This window comes from Gloeocapsopsis crepidinum LEGE 06123 (assembly GCF_015207655.1).
Lineage (GTDB): Bacteria > Cyanobacteriota > Cyanobacteriia > Cyanobacteriales > Chroococcidiopsidaceae > Gloeocapsopsis > Gloeocapsopsis crepidinum.
Window position 1 is genome coordinate 32,470 of the sequence record NZ_JADEWN010000009.1, and the last position, 24,499, is coordinate 56,968.

The following is a 24,499-nucleotide window of genomic DNA, read 5'->3' on the forward strand; positions in this document are numbered from 1 at the left end:
AGCTTGGGAATCAAATATGCAAGTATTACTTATCAGCAACTTAGTGGGCAGCCTAATCTTCTTCCGTAAGCGGTTGAAGAACGGAGGAACCAACTTTTGGGGCAAATCTCAGTTGATGAGAGAGACACCTTCCAGTCTTAGCCCGTCAGCTAACTTCGTAGGCAATGGAAGGAGTACCTTTGGACGTCAGCTTCAAGCCAAGTATCCTAGGGTTCTCCCAGTAAATATCACTGACAATATAGTTGTGTATATTTGCGAACATCTCGACCCACCTCGTCCACCGCTACAAGTAAACAGAGGTAAGGCATGAAAAATTATTACAAACAATGGATTCTACTTGCAAAACAAGAGCTGAATGGTATTGTTATAGACTACACCGATCCTGAAGGAAATCATTATAGCGAACCCTTCTGTTTTCAAACTATTGATGAAGCGATCGCTTACGGTCAAGCCTGTATTGACCGTTTGATTCGGATAAAATCTAAGTCTCCTATCCAAGCAGAGTCGTAAATATAAGCTATTGGCTGTTAGCTATTAGCTTGGTATTCAGAAGAAAGGAGAGGAGAAAGAGTTTATGGTTTGGGAATTAGTAAATAACTATAAATTCCTAAGTTGAAAGCTGGCGCGATCGCGTCCTCTAACTCCCGATTCTTATGTCTTCAAATTTTTCTACTGTTAGCTAGAGGTCACTAACTTGATGAAATAGGGAAAATTGATGTTGCCCATAACTTGAGAAAACCCATGAAACTTTTCGATCAAATTCTTGGTGCAATCAATAATCCTTCACAACAAGCAAGTTCTGGACAGCTAGCTAACATTCTAAACACAGTACAGCAGCTCAGCAGTAGCTACAATACTAATCCTTCCACAATGCAAACGCTCATGTCTGTAGTAGGCAATTATGTGCGTTCAGGGCTACAGCAAAAGCGTTCTAGAGAAGGTTACGACCAAACACAAGCATATGTAAATCAATATAGTGGTGCCTCACCAAGTCCGCAAGCAGTTTCTGGGCTCTTTTCTCAGAACCAGGTTCAACAGCTAGCACAACTTGCCGCGCAACGGACAGGTTTAAATCCAAACATGATTGTGCAGATGTTGCCTATCTTAGTGCCAATTGTGTTGAATTTGTTGCAAAGTGGCAGCCGCGCGCAAAATGCCTCAAACGATCCTCAAACGAGTCAAAATACTGTACTAGACACTTTTTTGGATGCAAATGGCGATGGTGAAGTAGACATTGCTGATGTTATGCAGCTTGCTGGACGCTATCTTGGTCAATCGCGCTTTTAAAGGAGTTTTGAGTTTTGAATTGAATCCTAAAGAGTAGTGGCTAGTGAAAGAGTGATTAGTTTTGAATTTTGAATTAGAATAACTCTCTTAAACTCAACACTTCACTACTCAGCACTCATAACTCATAACTTCTCTGCTTTCCCTACCATACTATCGAGAAGCAATTTGTTCTCCCGCCCAAAGTTGCATTTGTCGTAGACCAAAAACAACAGGTTGCTCTACACTTGTTGCAAGTGATGTTTGCCCATTCTCTGCCACTGTCCACATTTGCCATTGCTCATCACCTAACTCACCAACCCGAAAGACAACTTGACTGGGATCAGTTTGACTCCAACCCAATAAAATTGACATGGCATGGTTGTTGAAGACTTGTGCAGGAGCAAGTGTTGTTGTACGGTTTTGATATCGATGCCAAACGACAGCATAATCAGAAACATCAGAAGTACTAAAGAAGCCTTCAAATTGACGTGCAAGTAAGCGATCGCTTGACTTTGACCAACCAATGGGAGATAAAATCGAGATAACTCCTGGCGTCGCGGCTTTTCCTTGCGTCATCAAATGAAGCGCCAACGGAGACGAGGCTTTGACTTCTTGTAGCTGTCCAGTACGCAAGTTTTCTAAAAACATCACACTGCTGACTTGGCTACGATAAAGTTCTGGCTGTACTTGCATTTGAATGCGACTGTAAGCAGCATATTCGCCATCAGGAGATAGTAGTGAATGGCTGCGGTAATACCGCACTCCCGAACCTTCGCGGGCGCTGACATCCTCGTAAGTTTTCATCACCCAATTCCAAGGAACTGGATAAGGGCTATTTAGGGGATCGATTGATACTGAAGGCTGATCGCCAGTTTGTTGTTCTAAAGGAATAGATTTTAATGACCTTGAAGCGATCGCTTCAAGAGATTGAGCCGAAGCAGACTGAATTAGTGTAACTCCAGTTGACGGCATGAGTAACATAGCCATGAGCAACTTGAGGCATGGCTGTGGGCGAAACCATCCTGAGAAATAGCGTTGTAGCATTTATACAGTTTTAGGTAGGGCGGTGGCGAGGTAAGCAGCGCCTAAAGTAGGCATTTTGGCAGTGTGCTATTTCAGGTATAACAAGATAAGTAGTCAACTGAGAAGACCATTTTCATTAAATTTTTCTACGGCTTGAGTTAGAAACATCAAAATTCAGATAAAGTGGCACAAGCATCCTGCCCGTGACAACCGTCGCTTTTAATGAAAGTCGTATTTTTTGGAACTCCTGATTTCGCAGTACCTACTTTAAAAAGACTGCTACAACACCCAGCAATAGAAGTTGCTGCCGTTGTCACTCAACCCGACAAACGTCGCGGACGTGGGAATCAGTTAAATCCTTCACCAATCAAAACTTTAGCTTTGCAGCATGATATCGCTGTATGGCAACCGCAAAGGGTTAAAAAAGATGCAGAAGCTTTAAATCAATTGCGACAATCTCAGGCAGATGTTTTTGTCGTCGTTGCTTATGGGCAAATTCTTTCCCAAGAAATTTTAAATATGCCTCGTTTGGGCTGTATTAACGTGCATGGCTCAATCTTACCAAAATATCGAGGCGCAGCGCCGATTCAGTGGTGTATCTATCACGGCGAAACGGAAACTGGAATTACAACAATGCTGATGGATGCAGGCATGGATACAGGTGCAATGCTACTCAAAGCCTACACACCAGTTAATCTCCTTGATAATGCTCAAAACGTAGCGCAACGACTGGGGGAAATGGGCGCAGATTTGCTGATAGAAACGCTGTTGAAGTGGGAACATCAAGAAATTCAACCAATTGCGCAAGACGACACGCAAGCAACTTATGCGCCATTGATTAAAAAAGACGATTATATTTTAGATTGGTCAAAACCAGCGATCGCATTACATAACCAAGTACGGGGATTTGTCCCGAACTGCGTCACCAATTTTCGTGAAGAGTCTTTAAAAGTGATTGCCACACTTCCCCTTGGCGCTGCCTATTCGTCATTGCTACCAGAATTCAGTTTTTTAAAAGAGCATACTTTATCTTCTTTGTCAACTTCTGCAATTCCAGGTGAAGTCGTCAGCATTGCCAAGGGAACGGGACCAATTGTGCAAACAGGCGAGGGATTATTATTATTACAACAGGTACAACTTGCGGGTAAACGTCCGCAATCAGGATGGGATTTTGCTAATGGTAGTCGTTTAACAGTAGGAGAAAAGTTACAGACTACAGCACTATAATTGAGTTCTTAAGCTTCAGCAATTTCATAATAACGACAGCGATCGCATGGTCCTTCAGGATTCACGGCACAACGAATCAATTCTGAATGGGCATTGTAACGGCAGCTAGCATCTCCAATTACCCAACGCCCAGCAACAAGGCTTTTTTCACTCGGACGTGGCGCTGACTGTACGTAGATTGCCACCTTATGCAATCGATACCGTCCCGATTTTAAATGGTAGCGGTGGCGACGCTCTAATACAGCGTAAGTTTTACCCTCAAGATCGAGATAGTTTCCTGGTTGGGGTGTCCAATCTAATTTCACGCTACCCAAAGATTGACGTGGGTGCGTCAGAATGATCTCCGTTGGTAGTGAATCTGACTCCATAATCTTGGCTCAATGTAAAGCTAACTACATTTGGATGGTATCGCGATCGCACAGCTGGCGTGGCAAGTTTAGATTAAGCTTAAGGATTCAAACTCATCTTTATTTAGCGCGTGGATGACTAAATCGTTACCCAATTCATCTAAAAATCTTTTTTCTCTTTTTAATCCTATTTTTTCCATAACTCGAATCGAAGGCGCGTTCACCGTCAAAGCAACCGTAAAAACACGGTGCATTCCTAACTCACGAAAGCCTTTCCAAATCAGTGCTTTAGCCCCTTCTGTAGCATAACCTTTTCCCCAAACAGCTTTGCACAATCGATATCCCAATTCAATGTCATCGTGACCGGCGAGTTGAGGATTGAAGTAAGCTGCATGAATTGCTGGACGTAAGTAGAACCAACCAATGAATGCTTGGCTTGACTTTTCAACGGCTGCCCAGCAACCGTAACCATCGTATAGTTCGTAGTAAGCTAGATATTGTGGTAGCGTTTTTGTTTGAATTTCTGTGTAATTGGGCTGACCGACATCAGGTGTCAAACGGGTGACTTCGGGATCGCTATTAAGTTCAAACAAATTATCTGCATCATCTTTCGTGAATTGCCGCAAAATCAATCTTTCTGTTTCTAAAAATATCGTCATCTTCAAAAGAAAAACCAAAGCTGTAACACTTATAGCAACGGTCAATTATAGTGAGAACATTGTAGAAGCTCAGAATTATTGCTCTAACTAACTGTTAACCCTGACCCATGACCCCTGCTATTGTACAAAATAGTTAAATGTGTTTTGGTTGCTTGAGCCTGAACTAAGTTGCTGTAGCATTGATCTAATTAAATTGCTAGCACAAGTTCCTATTGATCGCGCTGGCAATATTTAAGTACAAGCTTCTCATCATGGTGTTGCAGTGGTAGGAATTGTTCTTGTCTCTCACAGTAAACAGCTAGCAGCAGGTGTACGAGAACTTGCCGCGCAGATGGTTGGTGATGACGTTTCTTTAGCTGTCGCCGCAGGTATTGACGATCCAGTTAATCCCTTGGGAACAGATACCATGCAAGTTTATCAGGCAATTGAGTCAGTTTATAGCGCAGATGGTGTCGTTGTTTTGATGGATCTGGGAAGTGCTTTGTTAAGTGCGGAAATGGCGCTAGAGTTTTTATCTGAGGAACAGCGCGAGAAAATTCATTTATGTGAAGCACCATTTGTTGAAGGTGCGATCGCTGCAACAATTTCAGCTGCATCAGGAAATTCTATTGCACAAGTCATTGCAGACGCACAAGGGGCATTAACAGCCAAAGCCACACAACTAGGAATCGCTGTCGTTACTACCCAACAATCACAAGATACCTCCCATACAGCCCAAGTTCAAACAACAGTTTCTAATAGACTAGGATTGCACGCACGTCCCGCAGCAAAGTTTGTGACAACAGCAGCCAAGTTTCAAGCGCAGATTCAAGTAAGAAATATTACAAGAGATACAAACTTTGTCAGGGCTGATAGTATCAATCAAGTTACTACATTAGGAGTTCGTCAAGGACACAAAATTGCCATTACTGCATCTGGAAATGATGCAGAAGCAGCTTTAGCTGCATTGCAAAACTTAGTTGCAAATAACTTTGGTGAAGGCGACAGCGATATAGTACCTGTAGAAATTGATACGAGTGATTTCGCTGGAGAATTGATTGGAATTCCTGCTTCTTCGGGAGTGGCGATCGCCCCTATATTTCAATATCGTCCGATAACTGTACGAGTAGAAGAATACATCGTTGAGGATACAGCAATCGAATGGCAACGGTTACAAAGGGCAATTCAAACTGCAACGCAGGATCTTCAAGCTTTGCAAACAACACAACTTGGCGACGAGGCGGAGATTTTTAGTGCACAATTACTTGTTTTACAAGATCCCGCATTACTTGAACCCGTACACCAACGAATTTTTACCCATCACCAAAATGCAGAATTTGCTTGGAAAAGTACAATTGATGAGTTAGCAAACAATTTTTACATTCTAGATGATGCTTATTTGCAAGAACGTGCCAGCGATCTCATTGATGTTGAACAAAGAGTATTGCGATCGCTGCGTGGAATGACATCATCGACAATCGAACTGACGCAACCTAGTATCGTAGTCACTACCGATTTAACTCCTTCAGATACTGCGCAACTAGACACAACAAAAGTACTAGGTATCTGTACAACCCGTGGTAGTGCAACTTCACACACGGCAATCTTGGCACGTACGCTTAATATTCCAGCAGTCGTTGGTGTTCCTGCCACAATTTTAAATCTGACAAACGATACACTTTTGGCAATTGATGGGACAAGTGGTAAAGTTTGGCTAGAACCGGATACAAAAACCATAACAACGCTACAAGCTAAGCGTCATGTGATATTGCAACAACAAGCGCCAATGATTGCACATCAACCTGCAATGACTCGTGATGGAAAGTGCATTAGTATCATGGCTAATATTGGTAGTGTTGCTGATGCGAAAACAGCAATCAAAAATGGTGCTGATGGCGTCGGATTACTCCGTACCGAGTTTCTTTATCTCAATCGCACGACTGCGCCTACTGAAGAGGAACAATTTACAGTTTATCAAGCGATCGCCCAAGTTTTAGAGCGCCGCCCTTTCATCATTCGCACTTTAGACGTTGGCGGTGACAAACCACTACCTTATGTGAAATTGCAACCAGAATCTAATCCTTTTTTAGGCAAACGCGGTATTCGTTTTTGTTTAGACAATCAAGATATTTTTAAAACGCAGTTACGCGCAATTCTTCGCGCCAGCCACAAACATCAAATTAAACTTATGTTTCCCATGATTGCAACTGTGCAAGAAGTGCAAGCTGCGAAGGCAATTTTTATGGAAGTCCAAACAGAAATGCAACAAGCAAATATTCCTTTTGATGCAACAATGCAAGTAGGAATTATGGTGGAGATTCCGTCGGCAGTTGCGATCGCCGATCAATTAGCAACCGAGGTAGATTTTTTTAGTATCGGTACGAATGACTTAAGTCAGTATGTTATGGCAGCAGATCGCACTAATCCTGATGTCGCCATGCTTGCGGATGCTTTACATCCCTCAGTGTTACGCACAATTGCGCAAACTGTAAAAGCTGCACATCAAGCAGGAATTTGGGTAGGTTTGTGTGGAGAATTAGCAGCCGATTCTATTGCTACGCCAATCTTAGTAGGGCTAGGACTAGATGAACTCAGCCTTAATTCGCAAGCGATACCAATAATTAAACACACTATTACTAAGTTAAAAAGATCTGAATCTGAAGCGATCGCGCAAACAGCTTTAACTCTAAATTCGCCACAGGGTGTTAGAACATTAGTTGCAACTACAATGAACCATGAAGTCAGATGACGTTAAAACTCGCTTGCTTGAGTAGCGCTATAATTATAGCTAATGATCAATGAAAATTTTGTGAGTTCGATCAATTTTGCTATGGAAACATTGGTTGCGATTTCATAGCTAGGTAAAACGAAATAGGCGATCGCGGTTGTATCTACAAGCCAGACTACTTTGAACTCATTTTCATCATTTTCTCCTGTCAGGCTTCTAATACTGTTTTTAGCAATTCAGTGTGTGATTTTTTGTTAGCAGTGGCTAACTAACATTCATGAGGAGTCAGTGCTTAACTCTTCTTGTGCTGCCAGGTTTATATAAACCAGAATCACATTCAAGGATTTGCTAATGTCAGTTTATCATTCACCTGAGCTACAAATAGAAAATCAGCTGCTTGCAGCCTTACCAACTGAAGATTATCAACGCCTGCTTCCGTACATGGAAACAGTTAGCCTATCACACAGTCAAATTCTTTGGAATGCGGAAGAATCAATTGAGTACGTGTATTTTCCTAATCGGGCATTGATTTCTTTAGTCACTATTATGGAAAGTGGTGAGATAGTCGAAGTCGGTATAGTGGGTAGGGAAGGTATGGCAGGTCTTACGGTATGTTGGGGAGGGGACACTAATACGCTACAGGCGATCGTTCAAATTCCTGGAACTGCCATCAGGATGAGTGCAAAACATCTGAAATCTGAGTTTGATCAATGTAGTACGCTGCATCGTTTATTACTGCGCTATACACAAGCATTGTTTACCCATACCGCACATACAGCAGCTTGTAACCGTCTGCATACAATCGAGGCTCGATTTGCTCGTTGGTTACTCATAGTTCAAGACCGCGTACAATCAAACGAGCTTCCTTTGACTCAAGAATTTCTCTCTCATATGCTTGGCACACGCCGTTCTGGTGTTACAGAAGCTGCTAGTCATCTCAGCAAAGCAGGAACAATCCGTTATAGTCGAGGTAAAATCATTATTCTCGATCGAGAAGCGTTAGAGTCAACTTCTTGCGAGTGCTATCAAACAGTTAAAAAAGAGTTTGCTCGTTTGCTAAAAAACTGAACGTGATTAGGCTGCAATCAATTTTATTCAACTTGGTATTTATGCCCGAAACCGTACAGATCAATTGGGTAAACATATCTATGCTTTATTGAGTAGGTCGTCAAATCCTTTGTAGTAGCTTTGATCTGGAATTAGTAATTACAAAAGATTTACTGAAATTCATAAAGAATGTATATGAAAAAGTACAAATCTGTTGTTACCGTCTCTAATCCTACAACTCAGACAATGATAAATCTGTGGGGTAACAGTTGGCAGAAACTTAATCCGATACAACAGCAATTAGTAAGTCAAATCCTAACTGAGTTTAAATAAGTGACTTCACTTAGCTGTTTGCATCAAAATGATTAAAGCACCTTCTAAAAATAAATTTGATTACTAACAACTTTCTTCAAAAGCTTTTAGTTGTTCATCATTAATTCTACCAGCTTTATATAAGGTTTCTGTAATTTCTGAAAGTGTCAATACAGAATGTGCACGATAACCATTTTGGTGCAATCGATCTTTTACTCCCTGTTCGTGATCGATAAAGACAACAATATCTTCTACATTTAATCCTGCTGATTCAAGTTTTGCGGCTCCTTCCATTGCACTTTTGCCACTAATTAAAATATCATCAACGACAACAACAGTTTCACCAGGATAAAACAGTCCTTCAATCAGTCGCCGCGTACCATGCGCTTTAACTTCTTTGCGCGGAAAGATCATTGGTTTATTGAGATGCAATGATAAACCTGTAGCAGTAGGTAAAGAACCGTAAGGAATTCCTGCAATTCGTTCAAAGTTTAGGTTCTTAAGAATATCAGCATACGCTAAAAGAATTTGATGAAAAACTTGGGGATTAGAAATAATTTTGCGTAAGTCTATATAGTAAGAAAACGTTGCTCCAGAAGCTTGAACAAAATCACCAAACAAAATACATTCAATGTCGTAAAGTTGTAGAATTAAATCAAAATGAGGGTGTTTGTCGAGTAAGCAAACATCAGGCAGCCAAACAGAACAGTTAGATTCTTCTCTAACATTTTCTGTACGAATTTGATTGACTTTTTGGCAAAGTGAATAAATTTCTTTTGCTGGATTATCTTGACTTAAAATATCTTGAGGAACAGGAATTAATAAACCATTACCATTTGCATTCAATCCAGCAGTTAAAAGCTGGTTAACATTTCCTCCCTCTGCCCAAATACTGCGTGCTAAAATCAGTCTTTCAGGGGCGATCGCCCGAATTTGACTGAAAACTTCAGGACTTGACGTTCCTACTTCAAAACCAAGTTGTTCTGGAGTTCCCCAAGTTTTTGCTTCTTTCGCTAAATGCAGGTAAAAAGGTGATTCGTGTTGAGGATATTGTTGTAAGGCGATCGCACCAGGGTTAGAAGTACAACACAAGACAAATACAGCTTTATCAGGATGAACTAAAAACGAGGCTGCATGATCTTGCCCTGCGTAACCATTAATTGTCAGTGCATCAACTTGCCAGTTTTGAAAAACAGTACGCGCAAAGGTTGTACTTGTATTTAAGTCACTATGTTTAGCATCTAAAATAATGGGAATATCGCTAGGAATCGCTGCTAAAGTTTGCTCAAGAAGTTCTAAGCCTCGGCTACCTAAAGCTTCATAGAAACCAAGTGTTGGTTTATAAGCGCAAACTAAATTAGCTGTTTGGGCAATCAGAAATTGTAGCCACGTCCATAAGTCTTCAATGATATCTCCAGTTTTGTGCTGAGGCATCATTTCTGGATTAGGATCGAGTCCTAAAAATAGCAAGCTATCATTGCGCGCGATCGCTGTATTCAATTTATCAAAAAAGGTCATAGCTACTTTCTCGACTAGTTATGTGGCAAGCTAGAGTAGCGATCGCCTCTGGAAATCCTCATTTATCCCAGATTCTGCAATTGCTTAAGTAACTAAAGTGTAAACTAGCCGGACAATACAACAGGAAATTTACAACTCTTAATCACAACATGACTGCCCGTTTGCCGAACCTGTACAAATCCTAGACGCTCTAAAGCTTTGATTGCCTCTCTGCTTGAAATCCGTGGCAACCTAGGCATAGTTGACTTCTATAGTAGTCACATATCTGGGTGTTGTTTCCGGTAGGGAAAACTCCTCTAAATAAAGCCTCGTAGCTTCTTGCAGGTTAGCAATTGCCTGTTCTATTGTTTCTCCCTGATCGACAGTACCGACTTCAGGACACTCGGCAACATACATATCATCTTCTCGATAGACAACAACTGTAAAACTCCGAGTTTTCATCCAGTTATCTCATACAGCTTTACTTAGGAGAATAGCAAAAATATTTTAACATGCTGTGCGATTTCACGAGCGATCGCACTTCCTCACTCGAAACTTTAGACTAGCGCGATCGCTGTTTTCAGTGACAGTTAAGTGAGAGTAATTAAGCAATTAAAAAAAAGAGCGATCGCGTCTTTGGTTGGAGGTGATCGTCTTTAGCAAGCTGACTGCAACAAACGTACAAAACCCTCCTGCTCAAAGTGTCGGTCAGTAGTTAGTGCTTCAGTAATTCCACGTTGGCGCATTAACACAAAGCTGACTGCATCACACAAAGAATAAGTCTTATCTTGTCTCATCATCAATAACTTAACTGCTGCTCGATGTAAAAACTCGTCAACCCAAACAGTTTCTATATCTGGACTATCTAACAGATCGACCACAAAGGCAAGAACCGATGAACGAGAGAAACGCCTCGCATTTGCTAGTGCAACATACTCAGCAATGACATAGCTGTGAGTCAAGCGACTGGTAGCTTTCTTGTACGCAGCAATAGCTTGTGTATGAAGAGGTTCAGTTTGATAGTGCAGACAAAGCAATCCCGAAGTATCGAGGAGCATTACTCATCCTCATGGGTGTTTATATACTCCCTAGCTAAGTCGGCATCAATACTTTCGTTATCTAAAGTCGTTGCATTGTCAAGACTAAGTGTCCCGAAGTGACGCTCGAACCTTGCTCGTGCTACCTCCCGATCGGCTTCACCCACAGGCAACTCGGATATTTGAGAAAACCGCTGCTCTATCAAACTGGCAGCTAAACGCTCTGGAGCAATACCAATCACTGCTGCCTGCCGCTGAATAGCCACGAAAACCTGTTCGCTTATTTCCAGAGTCAGAATTTGGCTCATGAGAGTACTGCAACACAACCAAAGACTTTTAATATTATATCTGTTAAGGCACAGGCATTTCTATTGGGTTTCATCTTCGAGTTTTTCCAGAATTATTCGGCGATCGCCTTCTGCTGACTGGCATGATTTTCAATTGAGCGATCGCACTTCCTAACTCGAAACTTTAGACTAGTACTATTGCTCTCTCATCTTTCTTATCTAAAATTTTAAATACCTCAACAAATCTATTCCCAACTAAGGTCTGCATCATCAAGCATCAAATATGTATTACTTGAATCAAACCAGCGTATCTCAACTCTTACGTAGCCGCCAGTTTTTCTATCCCCTGACACAGTAATTGGTTTCCAGTTTGTAGTAACCTTCTGCTTGCCACTATTGCCGATTAATTCATGGTTGTCCCATAGCTCTAACTGAACTTCTCTAGGTGTTTCACGTCGATTTTTAACCCATATAGAAAAGTTTAAACGACTAGGATAATTCACATAACCAATATCCTGAAACACACTAGGATCGGTAAAATGTCCTCCTCCATTATGAGCAGCAAGATAACACTTTCCAGTTCGAGCACTGTTTTCTGAAATAGCAAAATGTCTTAGTACAATAGCCCGTGTGACCCGCTCTTTCTTCCATGGAAAAAAACCTTCCTCAAAACTAGGACTCAGAAGCCTTGCATCTAGATTATACAGCGAGCCATTGTCCTGCCTCTTGATTAGAGGATCTTCCATCTCTTGTGCCAACCTCTCATCACAAGTATCTATTTCTAGGGGAAAAAGTCCAAGCTCTTCACGTATGTCTGGACTGACCCAAAGTCCTGCAATAACAGCGCTGACAGCACCTATGATTGCTGCCCAACCTACTAAAGTTTCATACTTACTTTTGTTCTCACGTTTGCTCATAGAAATTAATCAAATTCATTAACCTTTGAATGAATAAACTTATTTTGATAGTATTGTTTAAAAAAAACAGTAAGGAATAGTTAGTTATATGCTTCAGAAGCTATTGGATTATGTTTTATATAAACTGAGTTTCTGAAGGAATTTTTTGGGGTATAAATATATCTCTGATGTAAATTTTATTGTTAATATTTGCTCTAGTTCTACTTACTGGCTTGACATATATTTAAATTTCGTCAAGCATTTTAATCGAGAATTCTAAAAAAAATATTAATAAAGTTAGCAAAGACCAGAAAAAGTTAGGATGAACTTGATGCTTAATCTTAAGAAAGTAAGATTGTAGATTAGGCTGCTGCCGAGGAGAGATCGTGATGTCCTCCGATGAAGTTATTACTTTAATCGCTCAACTGCTTGAACCCAACTCACTCACTTTCCTGCAAGCAGCAGTGTTGCAAGGTACTTGGGAAGGAAAAAGCTACTCTGAAATTGCTCTAGAGACTAACCACGATCCCGATTATCTCAAGCAGGTAGGGCAAAAACTCTGGCAACTTCTTTCCGAAGCACTAGGACGCAAAGTAACGAAACTCAATCTGCGTGCGTCACTCCAGCGATATGCCAGCCAAGCTACTACTCATAAGCTCGCTCAAATAACTCAAGAGGATACACTAGCTAATACCTTCGTGCGATCGCTGTCAAATTCCCCTCACTCCCTGGCAAGATCGGGATGAAGTTATTGATATCTCGCGTTTTTATGGACGAGGAAACGAACTTGCCACTCTCCGACAATGGATTCAGAAAGAACGCTGTCGCCTGATTGCCATATTGGGTATGGGTGGTATAGGTAAAACTGCTCTTGCCGTAAAAATGGCAGAAATACTACAAACGGACTTTGAATATTTAATTTGGCGTTCTTTAAAGAACGTACCACCTCTTTCTAAGTTGCTTTCGGAATTTATGTTGTTTTTGTCTGAGCAACATAAAATCACTTTATTAACTACAGCAGAAGACCAAATCTCTCATTTAATGCACTACTTACGGCAATACCGTTGTTTGCTGGTACTAGACAATGCCGAATCCCTTTTGCATGTCGGCGAACTTGCAGGACACTACCGACATAACTGTGAAGACTACGACTATCTGCTACGTCGCGTAGCTGACGAACGGCATCAAAGTTGCTTATTGCTCACCAGCCGCGAGCAACCAAGCGGATTTGCTGGTAGAGAAGGTAAAGAGCTACCAGTCAAAATTTTACATTTAAAAGGAGTGCAGCTACCAGAAGCACAGGCAATTCTCCGCCGCAAAGGACTGAAAGTAACAGAAGCCGAGTACCAAACACTAATCGAACGATATGGGGGAAATCCTTTAGTTTTAAATATAATCGGTAGTGCGATCGCCTCTTTATGGGATGGCAATATCTCTCTGTTTCTTTCCCAAGGCACACTCATCTGTGAAGATATTCAGCAACTGTTAGATCAACACTTTGAGCGCCTCTCACTTCTAGAAAAGCGGGTGATGTGTTGGCTTGCGATCGCGCAAAAAGAAGTATCACTATCACAACTACAGGCAGTTATTATCCCCACTGTCTTTTATAGTGAGTTACACAGAGCCTTGGAATCCCTACAAAGACGCTCATTAATCGAGACTCACTCAGGTTACTTCACCCAAAAACCTATAGTTATGAAGTATGTAAAAGAACAACTCACCGATCAATTTTATCCGGAAATTTCCAGTAAAATTGAACTATGAAAAAGCTGATTGTAATTACAGGTGTCAGTCGCGGTTTAGGACTGGCAATGACTGAAGCATTCATTCAAGCAGGACATACTGTTATTGGTTGTGCGCGTTCAGAAACTGCAATAGAAAAACTACGTCAACAATTTGGTTCACCTCATGACTTTACTGCCGTTGATGTTGCCGAGGATCAACAAGTTGCAAACTGGGCAAAACGCATACTTGCACAATACGAACCCCCCAATTTATTACTAAATAATGCAGGTGTCATTAATCAACTAGCACCATTATGGAAAGTACCTGCTGAGGAATTTAATCATTTGATCAATGTCAATATTATTGGCGTGACTAACGTCATCCGCCATTTTGTGCCAGCAATGATTCAGAAAAATCAAGGCATCATTGTCTTGAAAAATCCCCCTCCGCAGGGAAACCCTGCTATAGGGGTTTTTCGCTGTTAATTTTAGTTCGGGTTGGGGACGCTCGACTTCGCCAGAAGTTGCACCCTACTGCGCTTCTAAGTGGGCAATTGAGGGATTAACGCGATCGCTTGCCCAAGAACTTCCTAATAGTATGGCAGCAATTCCCCTCAATCCAGGGATTATTCACACTGATATGCTGGAAATCTGTTTTGGAGAAGCAGCCGCTGACTATACACCTCTACAAGAATGGAGTCGCCAAGCTGTGCCTTTTTTGTTGCAACTGAGTCCACGACACAATGGTTCTCCGTTAACAGTCCCTCAATGAGGGCTTATACCGCAGATACCCTCCCAGCAGTTTCCTTCGGGACTACATACACAAAATGTGCCTATGCACACTAAGACAAGCATTTTATCAGTCAGTTCACAAAGGTGAACTTCGTTTGTCTAGCAGCGAATTTATTCGCTAAGCATTCTCTTTACTAAGATGCTAATTAGCATATAGTTGGTAGGGGAAATTCATCTCCGTATTCCCAAGCAGTCTCAATCCAGGCAACTTTGGCTTCTTGAATGTTATTAACTGCTTCTTCGAGACTATCGCCTTGAGAGATGCATCCTAGTAAGTCAGCAAGCATGACGGTGTAACCGCCATCGGGTTCGGGATAAAGCGTAATGGGGTAGCTTAGGTTGAGGTAGTCTTGCAATGTTTCGGGTTTAATCTGCGTTTTCATTGCTCTAGTTCTCCAGATTCAGTAGTTTGACAATTTGTTGGACGTACACTCCTTTAACCATTTTGCCGCCCTTTTTCGGTACAGTAATTTTCAGACCCTCTGAATGATGGAAGGTGTGATGACTTCCTTTAAAGCGTTTTTCTTCAAACCCAAACAATTCCAAAAGATACTGGACATCATCAAACCGCACTTTGGGCGGTCTCAAGAACTACTCGATCAGCTTTTCGAGTTTACTCATCCGTCGTCACCGCCTAGAAGCTTTCAAGCACTGCCTCAACCAATAACCTAAGCATGACTATATTTCTACAGGAAATTGCACTTCTGTGACGTAAGATTCGTCGTCTTGTTGATTGCCACCAACAATATACACTTCACGATTAGAACCCGCTATCTTGTAGCCATTAGCTTCAATCCAAACAGGTAACGCTGCGTAGGCACGGTTGATGGTATTGTAACTGCCATTGTGGACGACGCAAGCCATTTCGACACAGGGTAGTTCGTAGACTTTGATGCGATCGCTACTACACACTTGTTCTACTGCGATCGCAAATTCCCAATCAATATCTGTTTCTTTATATGCGGTGTCGTGCCAAATGCCTGCAAAGTAACGACTATCTTTCATTCCTTGTCGTTGCAAATACTCTAGTAACTCATCATAAAGCCCTGCTACAGCATGAAAGTTGGGTATGATTTCTCGAATTGCAGCAACTTTGATCGGGGCAACGGTTTTGAGAACAACATCATAATCAGATATTTTATCTTCCTGTTCAATCTGCTGTAGTCGTGCTGCAACACGCTGTAATCTTGCTTGTTCTTGTGCAACTAATCGTTGTAGTTCAGCTTGCTTCAATTGCAACGTTCCTTGAATTTGTGCTGGTGAAATTTCATCTAGTAGTTTGGAAATTTGTTCTAGCGAGAAACCTAAATCTTTGAGTGCCAAAATGCGATTAAGTCGGGGTAACTGGTGGGCTGAGTAATAGCGATAGCCAGTAAACTTATCTATATGTACTGGTTTAAGTAATTCCATTTGGTCGTAGAGACGCAATGCTTTAATTGATACGTGGCTGAGTTTGGAAAAGTCGCCGATTTTTAGCATTTTACCTTTACTGGGTAATAGATAATGGGTAATTCTAAATAAGTATGTTTTTCAATCACTCATTACCAGTCACCAATGACCAAATAGTACTTACCAACAGTGAACTTACATGACTGACCAAGTAGGTGTATGTGCTAACTCCAATTTGATACCATCGGGATCGAGAAAGTAGACAGCATAGTAACCTGGTAGATACTCATATTCAGCAGGTGGATCGAGTATTGTGACTTGCTGCTGGATCAGTACTTGGTAGAGTTTGTCTACATCTTCTCGACTATCAGCACTAAATGCTAGATGATGCAAACCTGGAGAATAGCGATCGCATTTTTGATTTGATTGTGAGTTCGCTCTTGAAATCGTAATCGCACTGTGAGAACTTGCCCAGAGAATTAATTGTTCTGTCTTTTCGCCTTGTTCATAACCCATAAATCCGAGTAGTCGATTATAAAAAGCTTCCGATCGCTTCATATCAGATACAGTCAAGGCAATATGATGAATAGCTCCTAGTTTCATAGTCTTATATCACCTCTGTTGCATTTGATTCACAGTAAACACTCTTCCCCAAGGGTAGAGTCAAGCTTTGCATCGATATTGATGAATAAATTCTGATATGATTTGCGTCGTGCAATGTAACACAATCAACAATGTCTCATTCTGCCTCTGTCTCGGTTCCCGCTACAACTGCTAACTTAGGTCCTGGTTTTGATTGTATTGGTGCAGCGTTGACGTTGTATAACCAGTTCAAGTTTACGTATCAAGCGGAAGTAGAGATTTGCGTGACAGGGATAGAAAGCGATCGCGTCCGTACTGATGAGAGTAATTTAGCATATCGTTCGTTTGTAAAATTATATGAATATTTAGGACAAATGCCACCATCTGTGCGTATAGACATCGAGTTGGATGTACCTTTGGCGCGGGGTTTGGGAAGTTCTGCAACGGCAATAGTTGGGGGTTTAGTTGGCGCAAATTTACTTGCAGGCGAACCACTTGATACAACTGGGGTGATGGAGTTGGCGATCGCTTTAGAAGGACATCCTGATAATGTTGTTCCGGCGTTGTTGGGGGGGTGTCGATTAGCAGCGAGTGTTGAAACGCTAAGTCGCCAACGCTGGGAAATTTGTGATGTACCTTGGCATGAGAGTGTTGTACCTGTAGTGGCGATTCCTGATTTTGAGCTTTCGACGGCTGAGGCGCGGCGGGTGTTACCGAGTGAAGTGAGTCGGGCAGATGCAATTTTTAATACGGCGCATTTGGGGTTATTGTTGCGCGGGTTGGAGACAGGAAATAAAGATTGGCTTTGGGCGGCGTTGCAGGATCGGTTGCATCAACCTTATCGTCAAGCTTTGATTCGGGGATACGAAGCGGTACAGCAAGCAGCGGTGGATGCTGGGGCGTATGGTTTAGTTATTAGTGGTGCAGGTCCTACTTTACTTGCTTTGACAAACCCCAGACAAGCTGAGGCTGTGATTGAGGCGATCGCTCAAACTTGGCAGCAAGTAGGTGTGAAAGCACAAGTGCGATCGTTGGAAATTGACAATCAGGGTGCGCGTAGCTCTAATGAGGTAGCCTAGTAAGTATGATGAATGACATTCAAGCAGAAATTACGGCTATTCAAACTCAAATTGAGGCACTACGTCAGGAACGTACTTCACTGACAACTGATCCGATAGATTTAGAAAGTGCGTCTCCAGAAGAGATTGCAAATGCTTACCGTCGCCGTGCTAAAGAAGATTTACAATTATTTGCAGAAGTTAAAGGTATTGACGATGCGATCGCAGCTTTAGAAGCGCAACTTATTCAAAAAATTGAGTTAGCATCGCAACCACAAAATGACTCTCTAGAACAGCGCGTCGTTGCTGGTAAAAGACAGGCTTTAGCCCAAGCTGAACGTATTAATCAACTTGCCGCTGAACTTGCTGCTGAACTACAGTCACTCAAAGCAACTGCGGATGAACTCAGTCCTAGTTATTGGCAGGTATACTATAAACCTTTAATTACTGGCTTTAGATCGATCTCAGTTCCCTATGTGCGTACTGATAGCGATGTGTTAACGATTGTAAATCGCATCGTGTAACTATAGAAGGAACTAGGAGCGAGTGGTTAGTTTTGAATTGTGAATTGTAAATTAAGCGTCTTCTGACCTCTGCTATAGTCCACGCAGGTGGGCTTTGTGTATTTAGCCGCGAATTTATTCGCTAGGCTCACATCATAATATTCTTTGAACAACCTGAAGCACGGAGAGATAACAAACTGAAATACTCTCAATACCGTTTCTTTCCAAAACTTTCCTTATCCCTACAAACAAAGCCTCTCGCCTCTGTGGTTCTAACCTGATGTACGGTGACAGTGTACCTAAAAGCGTCAAATAGTCATCAACACTATGAATCGCTTCCCAAGTCAATTGTTCGGACATCAAATCCTTAAATAGCCCTGAATCAATCACCGCTTGTCCAAACCCGTTGAGGCTTTCTTCCTGAGTGCTTCTTGCTTCATATCGCGCAAGCGACGGCGCGTGCGTCTGATACACCTCCTGCAACAATTGATAAATATCGTAAGGCGGTTGAATCGGGATCGCGTTCCACAGCAAAATTAGCGAACCATTATCTTGCAACGCAGCAGCGGCTTTTGAATACCCCATCTCAGGTGAAATCCAGTGAAAAGAAGTTGCAGCAAGTACAGCATTGAATTTCCCCGCCTCTAACTGCCACTCTTCAAACGAAGTCTTGACAATCTCTACATTTGGATACTGTATGCAGTTCTGCTGCGCTAAGTTGCACATTTCTTGGTTTGGTTCGAGGCAAATCATCGAGAAGCCAAGATCTGCAAACGCGACTGTTGCATTCCCTGGACCGCAGCCTATTTCTAAAATAATCGCATCATCAGGCAGTTTAGCCCACTCTACAGCACGATTAATCAGATGTTGAGGATAGCGCGGTCTTACTCGGTTGTAAGCATCTGCTGCTGTACTGTACCAGTTTGTTCTTTGTTCTGAAGTGTAGACATTGGCTACTGTACTGTACCAGTCGTTAGGTTGTTTTGGTGTCATGAGTTTAGAGGTTCTTTAAGTTACATATGGTTGGCGATCGCCACCTTATTTCCTGCTCTTAACCTTTATTCATTAAGATTTGTAATATAAAACTGCACTAGGTATTTATTCTTAAAATGTCAATTGCCCTAAATATACCTTTTCAAAACTTCACGTAACTTAATAGAATATATGTCATAGGCAATAGGTATTTATCCTCAGTCATGCTTAGCACACAAATTCCTTGGTTAACAACCATTATTCTGTTACCGTTGGTGGCTGCCTTAGCCATTCCTTTGATTCCAGACAATCAAGGTAAAACAGTTCGCTGGTACGCCTTAGGAGTAGGGATAGCGGATTTGATTCTGATGGTATACGCCGTTTGGCAGAATTACGATTTACAAATCTCAACATTTCAACTAGCAGAAAGCTACCCTTGGATACCCCAGCTAGGCATGAACTGGTCGGTTGCGGTAGATGGCTTATCGTTACCGTTGGTGTTGTTAACAGGTTTTATAACTACTTTGTCAATCTTGGCAGCGTGGAACGTTACGAAAAAGCCACGCTTGTTTTTCGCGTTGATGCTGATGATGTACAGCGCACAGATTGGCGTATTTGTAGCCCAGGATATGCTGTTGTTCTTCCTGATGTGGGAACTTGAATTAGTACCCGTTTACTTGCTGATCTCGATTTGGGGAGGACAAAATCGCCGTTACGCCGCAACAAAGTTCATTCTCTACACTGCTGCAGGATCGATATTTATCTTAGTAGCCGCTTTTGCAATGGCAATGTATGGCGATGTCGTTACCTTTGACATGGCAACTTTGGGTATTAAGCAGTATCCTAGAGCGTTTGAACTTTTGGTTTATGCTGCGTTACTTATTGCTTTTGGTGTCAAGTTACCAATCTTCCCATTACATACTTGGCTGCCAGATGCACACAGTGAAGCTTCTGCACCCGTTTCAATGATTTTGGCAGGAGTGTTACTCAAAATGGCAGGCTACGGGCTAATTCGCATGAATATCGAAATGTTGCCCAATGCCCATGTTTCTTTTGCTCCCATACTGGCAATTTTGGGTGTAGTCAACATTGTCTACGGTGCATTAACCGCGTTTGCACAAACTAATCTCAAGCGCCGCTTGGCATATTCTTCGATCGCCCACATGGGTTTTGTCTTAATCGGTATTGCTTCATTTACCGAACTCGGTATCGGCGGTGCAGTATTACAAATGGTATCGCATGGTTTGATTGCGGCTAGCTTATTCTTCTTATCTGGAGTTACCTACGAGCGTACTCATACACTAATCATGGAGAAAATGGGTGGTATGGCGCAAGCGATGCCCAAAGTTTTCGCACTATTCACTGCTGGGGCAATGGCTTCTTTAGCGCTACCTGGTATGAGTGGCTTTGTTGGCGAATTAACAATCTTTTTGGGAATTACCACAAGCGATGCTTACAACCCTATGTTTAAGGTTGTAGTCACTCTCTTAGCTGCGGTGGGAGTCATTTTAACTCCAATTTACTTGTTGTCGATGTTGCGCCAAGTATTTTACGGGAACGAGAATTCTGGAATTGTAATTGAAGAGTATCTTGGTGATGCGAAGCCACGCGAGGTATTTATTGCAGCTTGCTTACTATTGCCAATTATTGGTATTGGGATGTATCCTAAATTGGCAACTCAGACGTATGATGTCAAAACAGTTGCAGTTGCGGCACAAGTACGCCAAGTGTTACCAACAGTTATCGCGCAAAAGCAGCGATCGCCTCTCTATTCAACTGCATTAGTCGCACCACAGCTAGCTGTACCTGAATCACAAGTACTCATCGCTAGCGAATAAATTAAATTCCACTGTCAACCTAATGAAGATCTTACGCTCATTTCTGCTTGCTCCTATTTTTGCTTTAGCATTTAGTACTGTTGCTCAAGCCGCAATTCAAACACAAATTGTGGAATACAAGCAAGGCAACACAGTATTAGAAGGATATCTTGCCTATGATGATGAAATTCAAGGTAGGCGTCCTGGTGTCATGATTGTTCATGAGTGGACGGGAATTGGTCCTTATGTTCAACAACGTGCCCAGCAATTAGCAAAACTAGGATATGTTGCGTTTGCAGCAGATATTTATGGCAAAGGAATCAGACCAAAAAATCCCGAAGAGGCAGCAGCACAGGCTAAAATTTACAGATCTGATCGTCAGTTGATGCGCGATCGCGCTTTAGCAGGATTACAAGTCTTACAAAAAAATTCTTTAACGGATGCCCAACGCATTGCTGCTATTGGATATTGTTTTGGTGGTGGCACTGTGTTGGAACTCGCCCGTAGTGGGGCAAATGTTGCTGGCGTTGTCAGTTTTCACGGTAATTTAGATACACCAAATCCCAGTGATGCGAAGAATATTAAGGGTAAAGTACTTGTACTACATGGTGCTGAAGATCCTTTAGTACCACCCGAACAAGTTTTAGGCTTTGCTGAGGAGATGGGCAATGCTGACGTTGATTGGCAACTAATTGCTTATGGTGGTGCAGTCCACAGTTTTACAAATCCTGAAGCGGGTAATGATAAATCTCAAGGGACAGCATATAATCAGTTAGCTGATCGCCGTTCTTGGCAAGATATGCGGCAGTTTTTCGCGGAGATTTTTGGAGTAAGATAGCGAACCGCAAACAAATGAGTGAACAAGATCTTGTAGCTATTGCAGAGTTGGAGAAAAAATTAGATGCTACTTTGCAGGTAGTGTCTAAACTAGTGACTGCTTTGGATTCCATGCGCAGTGGCGATCCTAAGTTTATTTTTGAGATGGACTTAGTGAAGCACTCTTTGTGTGAAATGGGGTATTTTGAAAACAAGCCTTTAGAAGAGTAGGCTTAATGAGAAGCATTATTTTGATATGAAACCTGGGCATTTGTAATCTGTTGGCGTTCTCTTGCCCAGAGAGGAAATTTCATGCCTGTTACCTTTAGTGACATTATCACGGCTTGTAATTCTGAAGAAAACTTTCTCCAAATTTTTCAAAACGCCTTCTCTCAGGTTGATCAGCCGCTTCTCCAAGAGCATCGTATAATTTTAACAGCTTGTTATAGAAATCCAGGACTTTCTCCAACTCTAAAAGGAGACACACCAGAATTCTTAGCTCAGTCTTGGTTGCAAAATTATTGTTATAGCTTCGAGAACAGAATCTCAAGACGAATCTCTCAACCTCCGAGAACAGTTGCTGATCCAATCGTCGATACAATTATCAAGGCTAGATTAACAGGATTAACTGAAAAACATCTTGAGCAGATTAAGTATGCTCATAGATTGTCCATGTCAGCAGAAAATATTCAAGGCTTACTTCTTGAAGAATTTCTAGCTGAACAACTAGCTGACTATGGTTGGTACTGTTGTTGGGGAGAAGTTATCCGCCACGTCGATTTTTGCCACATAGATGGCTCCCTTTTACAAGTAAAAAACCGTAGTAATTCAGAAAATAGCTCCTCTTCTAGGGTCAGGATTAATCAACCAATTGAAAAATGGCACAGGGTTGATGCAAAAACAGGACTATACAAATGGTCATACTTTAATACGAAATATAATACAAATCGCTTCTGCGAAGAAAACTTTATTCTTTTTGTTCAGAAAGTTTTATTATCAAATCCAAGTGCTTTAGCACTAGAAGCAAATAATCCTTGGCAATCTTTGTCTCAGTCTTCAGACTAAATTCAAGGAAAGTTGTTTTACAGATGGTTCCAGAGAGCCTAAAGTTTCAATAGTCCAACTTACATCATCAGTCTTGTGATACCGCGAGTAGGGAAAGTCGGGGTAAATAGTTGGTGTTTCGCCCTTGAGGTGGTTTAGTAACATTCTGGCGATCGCTCTTCCTAAAGAACAGGGCACAGCATTTCCAACTTGTCGATATTGATCGAGTAAACTTCCTGTAATTACCCAATCATCGGGGAATTCTTGGATTCGCTTGTACTCTTCAATACTCAGCGGTCGATTTTCTTCTGGATGTGCCAAATCCGTTGCAGGCATTGCAGGATGCGTCACGAGCGTTGGAGAAGGCTTATCCCAGGCTAATCTTCGATAAAAACCTGTTTTTCCGCCTCCTGCGTGATAAGAAGCCCCAAGTGCTTCTTGGTGCAACTCTACTGGCAAATCTCGCCAACATTGTCCAGGTTTCAAAAGTTTATAATATTTAAGTCGTTTCTCAGGAAACTTGATGAAGTGATGTCCATCTTTAGGAAGCGCTTCTAGCGCATCTCTCAATGTTCGCCAATGAGGAAGTCCATACAAACCTTTCTCCGAATGAGTTGGTGTGAGATAAGGAAGTTTTTCTCCGTCACGGCTGCAAGCAATTACAACTCTTTCTCTTTGTTGTGGCGAACCAAAATTGGCAGCGTTGTACAAGTTGAAGGAAACACTATAACCAGCTTCTTTGAGCTTCCGAGTGATGAAAAGTAGTGCACCTCCCCGTTGTTCATCCTGAGATAATGATGGGTAGTTATTTCCTCTCATCTCATGTGGTCTGTGCTTTAACGGAGCAGATAATAGTCCTCGGACGTTTTCGATTACTGCGAACCTCGGTTTGAGTTCGACGATCAAATCAATGAAAGTTAAAAAGACATTTCCTCGTTCATCATTGAACCCTTGTCGCTTACCTGCACTGCTGAAAGCTTGGCACGGGGGACCACCAACAATTACATCAATCTCTTCTTCAGAACTTAATCCCGCCTTTTCCCGAATTGCTGTAGCTGAGTAGTCTCTGATATCTCCAATTAGCGCGATATCCGGTCGATTCGTTTCAATCGTTTTTCGGGCTGCTGAATCTATTTCACAAGCGAGAATTACTTTGATTCCTTCCTTTTCCAGTCCTAAATCTAAACCCATGCATCCAGAGAAAAAACTTAATGCTTTTAGGGGTGGTTTACTAAAGGATCTCCTTGCATGATCTGGAACAAATCCGCTTGTATCCTCCTCTTTAGATCGATACTCATCAACAGATTCCGCAGCAACAATCCATCGGCTGCTAATCCTTTCTCCGCTGATGTCACCGTAGCGGAGCAATTTGCGAACATATTGCTCAGAGCAATTCAACACTTCCGAAGCTTCTTTCACAGAAAGGTATTGAGCAGACATAGATTTCGGACACGAAACTAAAACTGAGTACCCAACTTCAATCTAATTATAGTGTCT

General features: G+C 41.9%; 29 protein-coding genes, 2 pseudogenes and 1 riboswitch. Of the genes and pseudogenes, 16 read left to right on the forward strand and 15 right to left on the reverse strand.

Going from position 1 to position 24,499, the window contains the following annotated elements:
* The first annotated feature begins 39 nt into the window (after positions 1–39).
* Positions 40–179: riboswitch (cyclic di-AMP (ydaO/yuaA leader) on the forward strand.
* Between the two features lie 127 nt (positions 180–306).
* Together IQ230_RS05365 and IQ230_RS05370 are read left to right on the forward strand one after the other, a co-directional pair.
* On the forward strand, positions 307–510 hold the full coding sequence (locus tag IQ230_RS05365; RefSeq protein WP_193931033.1) for a hypothetical protein: 204 nt from the start codon (positions 307–309) through the stop codon (positions 508–510).
* A 231-nt stretch (positions 511–741) separates the two neighbouring features.
* A complete protein-coding gene (locus IQ230_RS05370) occupies positions 742–1,287 on the forward strand; it encodes a DUF937 domain-containing protein (RefSeq protein ID WP_193931034.1) in 546 nt (181 codons plus the stop codon).
* A 150-nt stretch (positions 1,288–1,437) separates the two neighbouring features.
* Here IQ230_RS05370 and IQ230_RS05375 read toward each other — a convergent pair whose 3' ends face one another.
* On the reverse strand, positions 1,438–2,253 hold the full coding sequence (locus IQ230_RS05375) for a hypothetical protein (protein ID WP_228054616.1): 816 nt from the start codon (positions 2,251–2,253) through the stop codon (positions 1,438–1,440).
* A 258-nt stretch (positions 2,254–2,511) separates the two neighbouring features.
* Here IQ230_RS05375 and fmt point away from each other — a divergent pair, with 258 nt between their 5' ends.
* Positions 2,512–3,516, forward strand: coding sequence for a methionyl-tRNA formyltransferase (gene fmt, locus IQ230_RS05380; protein WP_193931035.1), 1,005 nt, complete (start codon positions 2,512–2,514; stop codon positions 3,514–3,516).
* An 8-nt stretch (positions 3,517–3,524) separates the two neighbouring features.
* On the opposite strand, the gene IQ230_RS05385 is transcribed toward fmt, so the two are convergent.
* A complete protein-coding gene (locus IQ230_RS05385) occupies positions 3,525–3,884 on the reverse strand; it encodes a DUF6464 family protein (RefSeq protein WP_193931036.1) in 360 nt (119 codons plus the stop codon).
* Between the two features lie 68 nt (positions 3,885–3,952).
* Positions 3,953–4,522, reverse strand: a complete 570-nt coding sequence (locus tag IQ230_RS05390) for a GNAT family N-acetyltransferase (protein ID WP_193931037.1) — start codon at positions 4,520–4,522, stop codon at positions 3,953–3,955.
* Between the two features lie 262 nt (positions 4,523–4,784).
* Here IQ230_RS05390 and ptsP point away from each other — a divergent pair, with 262 nt between their 5' ends.
* Complete coding sequence (gene ptsP / locus IQ230_RS05395) at positions 4,785–7,250, forward strand: phosphoenolpyruvate--protein phosphotransferase (RefSeq protein ID WP_193931038.1); 2,466 nt, start codon at positions 4,785–4,787, stop codon at positions 7,248–7,250.
* A gap of 330 nt (positions 7,251–7,580) precedes the next feature.
* On the forward strand, positions 7,581–8,297 hold the full coding sequence (locus tag IQ230_RS05400; RefSeq protein WP_193931039.1) for a Crp/Fnr family transcriptional regulator: 717 nt from the start codon (positions 7,581–7,583) through the stop codon (positions 8,295–8,297).
* A 375-nt stretch (positions 8,298–8,672) separates the two neighbouring features.
* Here the strand turns inward: IQ230_RS05400 and IQ230_RS05405 are convergent, their stop codons facing one another.
* From IQ230_RS05405 to IQ230_RS05430, 6 genes and pseudogenes are all read right to left on the reverse strand, one after another.
* The gene (locus IQ230_RS05405; RefSeq protein WP_193931040.1) at positions 8,673–10,106 is read right to left on the reverse strand and encodes a bifunctional orotidine-5'-phosphate decarboxylase/orotate phosphoribosyltransferase; all 1,434 of its coding nucleotides are present in this window, start codon (positions 10,104–10,106) and stop codon (positions 8,673–8,675) included.
* 137 nt (positions 10,107–10,243) lie between these two features.
* Positions 10,244–10,345: pseudogene (locus tag IQ230_RS05410) on the reverse strand (type II toxin-antitoxin system HicA family toxin); the annotation flags it as partial.
* Complete coding sequence (locus IQ230_RS05415) at positions 10,338–10,547, reverse strand: type II toxin-antitoxin system HicB family antitoxin (protein WP_193931042.1); 210 nt, start codon at positions 10,545–10,547, stop codon at positions 10,338–10,340. The pseudogene IQ230_RS05410 and the gene IQ230_RS05415, both read right to left, overlap by 8 nt.
* A 194-nt stretch (positions 10,548–10,741) precedes the next feature.
* Positions 10,742–11,143 carry a type II toxin-antitoxin system VapC family toxin gene (locus IQ230_RS05420; protein WP_193931043.1) on the reverse strand — a complete coding sequence of 134 codons (402 nt, stop codon included), beginning with the start codon at positions 11,141–11,143 and terminating at the stop codon, positions 10,742–10,744.
* Positions 11,143–11,430, reverse strand: a complete 288-nt coding sequence (locus IQ230_RS05425; RefSeq protein WP_193931044.1) for a hypothetical protein — start codon at positions 11,428–11,430, stop codon at positions 11,143–11,145. Before IQ230_RS05425 ends, IQ230_RS05420 begins: the two co-directional genes overlap by 1 nt.
* A gap of 224 nt (positions 11,431–11,654) precedes the next feature.
* Complete coding sequence (locus IQ230_RS05430; protein ID WP_193931045.1) at positions 11,655–12,326, reverse strand: hypothetical protein; 672 nt, start codon at positions 12,324–12,326, stop codon at positions 11,655–11,657.
* 368 nt (positions 12,327–12,694) lie between these two features.
* On the opposite strand from IQ230_RS05430, the gene IQ230_RS05435 reads away from it, so the two are divergent.
* From IQ230_RS05435 to IQ230_RS27325, 5 genes and pseudogenes are all read left to right on the forward strand, one after another.
* Positions 12,695–13,051 carry a hypothetical protein gene (locus tag IQ230_RS05435; protein WP_193931046.1) on the forward strand — a complete coding sequence of 119 codons (357 nt, stop codon included), beginning with the start codon at positions 12,695–12,697 and terminating at the stop codon, positions 13,049–13,051.
* 10 nt (positions 13,052–13,061) lie between these two features.
* Positions 13,062–14,069, forward strand: coding sequence for an NB-ARC domain-containing protein (locus IQ230_RS05440; protein ID WP_339384119.1), 1,008 nt, complete (start codon positions 13,062–13,064; stop codon positions 14,067–14,069).
* Complete coding sequence (locus IQ230_RS27315; protein ID WP_265576195.1) at positions 14,066–14,515, forward strand: SDR family oxidoreductase; 450 nt, start codon at positions 14,066–14,068, stop codon at positions 14,513–14,515. The genes IQ230_RS05440 and IQ230_RS27315 overlap by 4 nt, the downstream gene beginning before the upstream one ends.
* A gap of 55 nt (positions 14,516–14,570) precedes the next feature.
* Positions 14,571–14,615: pseudogene (locus IQ230_RS27320) on the forward strand (hypothetical protein); the annotation flags it as partial.
* Between the two features lie 12 nt (positions 14,616–14,627).
* Complete coding sequence (locus IQ230_RS27325; RefSeq protein WP_265576196.1) at positions 14,628–14,801, forward strand: hypothetical protein; 174 nt, start codon at positions 14,628–14,630, stop codon at positions 14,799–14,801.
* A gap of 166 nt (positions 14,802–14,967) precedes the next feature.
* Here IQ230_RS27325 and IQ230_RS05450 read toward each other — a convergent pair whose 3' ends face one another.
* The 4 genes from IQ230_RS05450 to IQ230_RS05465 form a co-directional block, all read right to left on the reverse strand.
* On the reverse strand, positions 14,968–15,204 hold the full coding sequence (locus IQ230_RS05450; RefSeq protein WP_193931048.1) for a type II toxin-antitoxin system HicB family antitoxin: 237 nt from the start codon (positions 15,202–15,204) through the stop codon (positions 14,968–14,970).
* Positions 15,205–15,208: 4 nt separating this feature from the next.
* Positions 15,209–15,409 carry a type II toxin-antitoxin system HicA family toxin gene (locus tag IQ230_RS05455; RefSeq protein ID WP_228054617.1) on the reverse strand — a complete coding sequence of 67 codons (201 nt, stop codon included), beginning with the start codon at positions 15,407–15,409 and terminating at the stop codon, positions 15,209–15,211.
* A gap of 90 nt (positions 15,410–15,499) precedes the next feature.
* Positions 15,500–16,300: a MerR family transcriptional regulator gene (locus IQ230_RS05460; RefSeq protein ID WP_193931049.1), complete on the reverse strand. Its 801-nt coding sequence runs from the start codon at positions 16,298–16,300 to the stop codon at positions 15,500–15,502.
* Between the two features lie 105 nt (positions 16,301–16,405).
* Positions 16,406–16,813: a VOC family protein gene (locus IQ230_RS05465; protein WP_193931050.1), complete on the reverse strand. Its 408-nt coding sequence runs from the start codon at positions 16,811–16,813 to the stop codon at positions 16,406–16,408.
* A 131-nt stretch (positions 16,814–16,944) separates the two neighbouring features.
* Here IQ230_RS05465 and thrB point away from each other — a divergent pair, with 131 nt between their 5' ends.
* Positions 16,945–17,871 (forward strand): homoserine kinase, encoded by a 927-nt coding sequence (gene thrB / locus IQ230_RS05470; RefSeq protein WP_193931051.1) that lies wholly within the window; start codon positions 16,945–16,947, stop codon positions 17,869–17,871.
* A 5-nt stretch (positions 17,872–17,876) separates the two neighbouring features.
* Positions 17,877–18,374 carry a hypothetical protein gene (locus tag IQ230_RS05475; protein WP_228054618.1) on the forward strand — a complete coding sequence of 166 codons (498 nt, stop codon included), beginning with the start codon at positions 17,877–17,879 and terminating at the stop codon, positions 18,372–18,374.
* 132 nt (positions 18,375–18,506) lie between these two features.
* Here the strand turns inward: IQ230_RS05475 and IQ230_RS05480 are convergent, their stop codons facing one another.
* Positions 18,507–19,346: a class I SAM-dependent methyltransferase gene (locus IQ230_RS05480; protein WP_193931052.1), complete on the reverse strand. Its 840-nt coding sequence runs from the start codon at positions 19,344–19,346 to the stop codon at positions 18,507–18,509.
* Positions 19,347–19,549: 203 nt separating this feature from the next.
* Here IQ230_RS05480 and IQ230_RS05485 point away from each other — a divergent pair, with 203 nt between their 5' ends.
* From IQ230_RS05485 to IQ230_RS05500, 4 genes are all read left to right on the forward strand, one after another.
* Positions 19,550–21,163, forward strand: coding sequence for an NAD(P)H-quinone oxidoreductase subunit 4 (locus IQ230_RS05485; protein WP_193931053.1), 1,614 nt, complete (start codon positions 19,550–19,552; stop codon positions 21,161–21,163).
* A gap of 22 nt (positions 21,164–21,185) precedes the next feature.
* Positions 21,186–21,980, forward strand: a complete 795-nt coding sequence (locus IQ230_RS05490) for a dienelactone hydrolase family protein (protein ID WP_193931054.1) — start codon at positions 21,186–21,188, stop codon at positions 21,978–21,980.
* 14 nt (positions 21,981–21,994) lie between these two features.
* Entirely contained in the window at positions 21,995–22,189 is a 195-nt protein-coding gene (locus IQ230_RS05495) for a hypothetical protein (protein ID WP_193931055.1), read from the forward strand.
* A gap of 81 nt (positions 22,190–22,270) precedes the next feature.
* Positions 22,271–23,023: a SinI family restriction endonuclease gene (locus tag IQ230_RS05500; protein ID WP_193931056.1), complete on the forward strand. Its 753-nt coding sequence runs from the start codon at positions 22,271–22,273 to the stop codon at positions 23,021–23,023.
* Here the strand turns inward: IQ230_RS05500 and IQ230_RS05505 are convergent.
* A complete protein-coding gene (locus IQ230_RS05505; RefSeq protein WP_193931057.1) occupies positions 23,015–24,442 on the reverse strand; it encodes a DNA cytosine methyltransferase in 1,428 nt (475 codons plus the stop codon). The two genes, IQ230_RS05500 and IQ230_RS05505, sit on opposite strands and share 9 nt — an antisense overlap.
* Positions 24,443–24,499: the final 57 nt, after the last annotated feature.

Bases quoted from the DNA above. Each gene is read 5' to 3' on its own strand.
- IQ230_RS05365 (WP_193931033.1), top strand. From the start codon at position 307: ATGAAAAATTATTACAAACAATGGATTCTACTTGCAAAACAAGAGCTG.
- IQ230_RS05370 (WP_193931034.1), top strand. From the start codon at position 742: ATGAAACTTTTCGATCAAATTCTTGGTGCAATCAATAATCCTTCACAA.
- IQ230_RS05375 (WP_228054616.1), bottom strand. From the start codon at position 2,253: ATGGCTATGTTACTCATGCCGTCAACTGGAGTTACACTAATTCAGTCT.
- fmt (WP_193931035.1), top strand. From the start codon at position 2,512: ATGAAAGTCGTATTTTTTGGAACTCCTGATTTCGCAGTACCTACTTTA.
- IQ230_RS05385 (WP_193931036.1), bottom strand. From the start codon at position 3,884: ATGGAGTCAGATTCACTACCAACGGAGATCATTCTGACGCACCCACGT.
- IQ230_RS05390 (WP_193931037.1), bottom strand. From the start codon at position 4,522: ATGACGATATTTTTAGAAACAGAAAGATTGATTTTGCGGCAATTCACG.
- IQ230_RS05400 (WP_193931039.1), top strand. From the start codon at position 7,581: ATGTCAGTTTATCATTCACCTGAGCTACAAATAGAAAATCAGCTGCTT.
- IQ230_RS05405 (WP_193931040.1), bottom strand. From the start codon at position 10,106: ATGACCTTTTTTGATAAATTGAATACAGCGATCGCGCGCAATGATAGC.
- IQ230_RS05415 (WP_193931042.1), bottom strand. From the start codon at position 10,547: ATGAAAACTCGGAGTTTTACAGTTGTTGTCTATCGAGAAGATGATATG.
- IQ230_RS05420 (WP_193931043.1), bottom strand. From the start codon at position 11,143: ATGCTCCTCGATACTTCGGGATTGCTTTGTCTGCACTATCAAACTGAA.
- IQ230_RS05425 (WP_193931044.1), bottom strand. From the start codon at position 11,430: ATGAGCCAAATTCTGACTCTGGAAATAAGCGAACAGGTTTTCGTGGCT.
- IQ230_RS05430 (WP_193931045.1), bottom strand. From the start codon at position 12,326: ATGAGCAAACGTGAGAACAAAAGTAAGTATGAAACTTTAGTAGGTTGG.
- IQ230_RS05435 (WP_193931046.1), top strand. From the start codon at position 12,695: ATGTCCTCCGATGAAGTTATTACTTTAATCGCTCAACTGCTTGAACCC.
- IQ230_RS27315 (WP_265576195.1), top strand. From the start codon at position 14,066: ATGAAAAAGCTGATTGTAATTACAGGTGTCAGTCGCGGTTTAGGACTG.
- IQ230_RS27325 (WP_265576196.1), top strand. From the start codon at position 14,628: ATGGCAGCAATTCCCCTCAATCCAGGGATTATTCACACTGATATGCTG.
- IQ230_RS05450 (WP_193931048.1), bottom strand. From the start codon at position 15,204: ATGAAAACGCAGATTAAACCCGAAACATTGCAAGACTACCTCAACCTA.
- IQ230_RS05460 (WP_193931049.1), bottom strand. From the start codon at position 16,300: ATGCTAAAAATCGGCGACTTTTCCAAACTCAGCCACGTATCAATTAAA.
- IQ230_RS05465 (WP_193931050.1), bottom strand. From the start codon at position 16,813: ATGAAACTAGGAGCTATTCATCATATTGCCTTGACTGTATCTGATATG.
- thrB (WP_193931051.1), top strand. From the start codon at position 16,945: ATGTCTCATTCTGCCTCTGTCTCGGTTCCCGCTACAACTGCTAACTTA.
- IQ230_RS05475 (WP_228054618.1), top strand. From the start codon at position 17,877: ATGATGAATGACATTCAAGCAGAAATTACGGCTATTCAAACTCAAATT.
- IQ230_RS05480 (WP_193931052.1), bottom strand. From the start codon at position 19,346: ATGACACCAAAACAACCTAACGACTGGTACAGTACAGTAGCCAATGTC.
- IQ230_RS05485 (WP_193931053.1), top strand. From the start codon at position 19,550: ATGCTTAGCACACAAATTCCTTGGTTAACAACCATTATTCTGTTACCG.
- IQ230_RS05490 (WP_193931054.1), top strand. From the start codon at position 21,186: ATGAAGATCTTACGCTCATTTCTGCTTGCTCCTATTTTTGCTTTAGCA.
- IQ230_RS05495 (WP_193931055.1), top strand. From the start codon at position 21,995: ATGAGTGAACAAGATCTTGTAGCTATTGCAGAGTTGGAGAAAAAATTA.
- IQ230_RS05500 (WP_193931056.1), top strand. From the start codon at position 22,271: ATGCCTGTTACCTTTAGTGACATTATCACGGCTTGTAATTCTGAAGAA.
- IQ230_RS05505 (WP_193931057.1), bottom strand. From the start codon at position 24,442: ATGTCTGCTCAATACCTTTCTGTGAAAGAAGCTTCGGAAGTGTTGAAT.